This window comes from Streptomyces sp. S6 (assembly GCF_054880855.1).
The window spans coordinates 1-2,259 of sequence record NZ_JBTYMC010000554.1; the positions used below are offsets into that span (position 1 = coordinate 1).

Genomic DNA, 2,259 nt, shown 5'->3' on the forward strand with positions numbered 1-2,259 from the left:
GTGCCCGAGCGCCGCTGGCGCCTGCACGCGCGCCGCGAGGAGGTCGCGCAGCGGGGTGTCCCGCCAGCCGAGGTTCGCCGCGTAGACGGCGACGCCGCGCGCCTCGTCGATGATGCCGGGGACGGCGAGGCCCGCCGCGCGCGCGGGTTCGCCGAACTCCCGTACGCCGTACGCCCGGAGGTCCGCCGCGAAGTCGAGGACGCCCTCGATCACCGCCTCGACGCCCCGTTCCCGGGCCGTGGGCCTGCGGTCGCGGTACAGCAGCGCGCCGTCCGCGCCGACCAGGGCGCCCTTCATCGCGGTGCCGCCCACGTCGAGGGCGATGACATGTCTCACGGTGACCAGTGTGGCCGAGGACCCGGAAGAGGTCTAGTCCACTCGTGTGGTGTAGACCTTTACCCGACTGTCGAACGATTGCGTGGAGTGGGCAACAGTGGTGAAGCGGGGCTGGGTCGGGGCCGTGGCGGCGATGGCGATGACGGTGGGGGTAGGGGGCTGCGGGATACTCGGGGGTGACTCCGGAAGAGTGACCCTGAGACTCGTCGCCGCGGACTACGGGGACAGCGCGGCCAACAGCTCCACCAAGTACTGGGCGACCGTCGTCAAGGCGTACGAGGAGAAGCATCCCGACGTCGAGGTCAAGGTCAGCGTGTACTCCTGGAACGACGTCGACGCCAAGGTGAAGGCCATGGTGGACGCCGGGGACGCGCCCGATCTCGCGCAGATCGGGTCGTACGCCGACTACGCCGCCGAGGACCGTCTCTACCGGGCGGGCGACCTGCTCTCCATCCACACCCAGGCCGACTTCGTCTCCCAGCTCGCGAACGCCGGCAAGGTGCACGGGCAGCAGTACGGGATGCCGTTCGCCTCCTCCACGCGGCTCCTCTTCTACAACAAGGGCCTCTTCGCCAAGGCCGGCATCAGCTCGCCGCCCACCACCTGGGACGAACTCGCCGCCGACGCCGCCAAATTGAAGGACGCCGACGTCAAGTACCCGTACGCCCTGCCGCTCGGGCCCGAGGAGGCACAGGCCGAGGCCATGCAGTGGATGCTCAGCGGGGGCGGGGGGCTCACCACCACCGCCGGGACCTACAGCATCGACTCCGCGGAGAACGTCCAGACCTTCACCTGGCTCAAGGACAAGCTCGTCGACAAGGGCCTCACCGGCCCGGTCGCCCCCGCCCAGCTCAACCGCGCCACCGCGTTCACCTCCTTCGCCGCCGGCGACGTCGGCATGCTCATCGGCCACCCCTCCCTCATGCGCGCCGCCCGCGACAAGGGCGTCCAGTACGGGATGGTCCCCATGCCCGGCAAGTCCGGTGTCCGGCCCCTGACCATGGGTGTCGCCGACTGGATGACCGCGTTCAAGCAGCACGGGAACGGGGATCAGATCGGCAAGTTCCTCGACTTCGTCTACGACGAGGAGAACGTCCTCGCCTTCTCCCGCGAGTACGACCTCCTGCCGGTGACCTCCTCCGCCTCCGCGACCATGTCCACGGCCCCCGAGGACCGCGACCTGGAGCCCTTCCTCGCGCAGCTCCCCCTCTCCCAGCTGTACCCCGCCGGCCGCACGTCCTGGGCGTCGGTCGCCGCGTCCATCAAAAAGAACATCGGCGCGGCAGTAGCTCCCAGCGGTGACCCCGAGAACGTCCTGCGCAACCTGGAGACGAACGCGATGGCCGTCGAGAGCCGAATGTCGTAACCCAGGGCTACTGTCGAGGCATGCCGGACCATCCCTCCCCAGAACTACCCCCCCGAGAACTGACCATCCTCGCCCTGGAACGCCGCCCCTTCCCCGGCCCCGGCGCCAAGGAACGAGCCATCCGCGAAGAACTCGGCCTCTCCCCCGTCCACTACTACCAACTCCTCAACGCCCTCCTCGACGATCCCCGCGCGCTGCGGGCGGATCCGGTGACGGTCAACCGCTTGCGGAGGGTTCGGGAGGGGAGGCGGGAGGAGCGGTAGGGGGAGCGGGCTGGGGAGGCGTTCGGACCGCGACTCCACGGCGGCCGTCCACGCAGTTCCCCGCGCTCCTAGAAGACTGGGCCAGCCACCGTGCGAAGGCGCGGACGTGCTTGCCTGACGACGGTGGCCGGCTGCGTCTTTCTCAGGGGCGCGGGGAACTGCGCGAACACCCCAGCTGGCCCGGCAGTCGAAGTTGTGCAGGCGCTGCGTGGACGTGACTGCCGACGATGGCGGCCAGCCCCGTTTTTTCAGGGGCGCGGGGAACTGCGCGATCAGCCACGGACGGCCCGCAGC

At 69.9% G+C, this 2,259-nt stretch carries 3 protein-coding genes; 2 read left to right on the plus strand and 1 reads right to left on the minus strand.

The genetic code is table 11. The features are described from left to right. A partial coding sequence (locus ACVNF4_RS35105; RefSeq protein ID WP_461806900.1) for an ROK family protein occupies nucleotides 1–336 on the minus strand: 336 nt, incomplete at its 3' end. Nucleotides 337–469: 133 nt separating this feature from the next. On the opposite strand from ACVNF4_RS35105, the gene ACVNF4_RS35110 reads away from it, so the two are divergent. Together ACVNF4_RS35110 and ACVNF4_RS35115 are read left to right on the plus strand one after the other, a co-directional pair. Beyond that, entirely contained in the window at nucleotides 470–1,702 is a 1,233-nt protein-coding gene (locus tag ACVNF4_RS35110) for an extracellular solute-binding protein (protein WP_461806902.1), read from the plus strand. 20 nt (nucleotides 1,703–1,722) lie between these two features. Further along, nucleotides 1,723–1,965 carry a DUF3263 domain-containing protein gene (locus tag ACVNF4_RS35115; protein WP_461806901.1) on the plus strand — a complete coding sequence of 81 codons (243 nt, stop codon included), beginning with the start codon at nucleotides 1,723–1,725 and terminating at the stop codon, nucleotides 1,963–1,965. The last annotated feature ends 294 nt before the right edge of the window (nucleotides 1,966–2,259 follow it).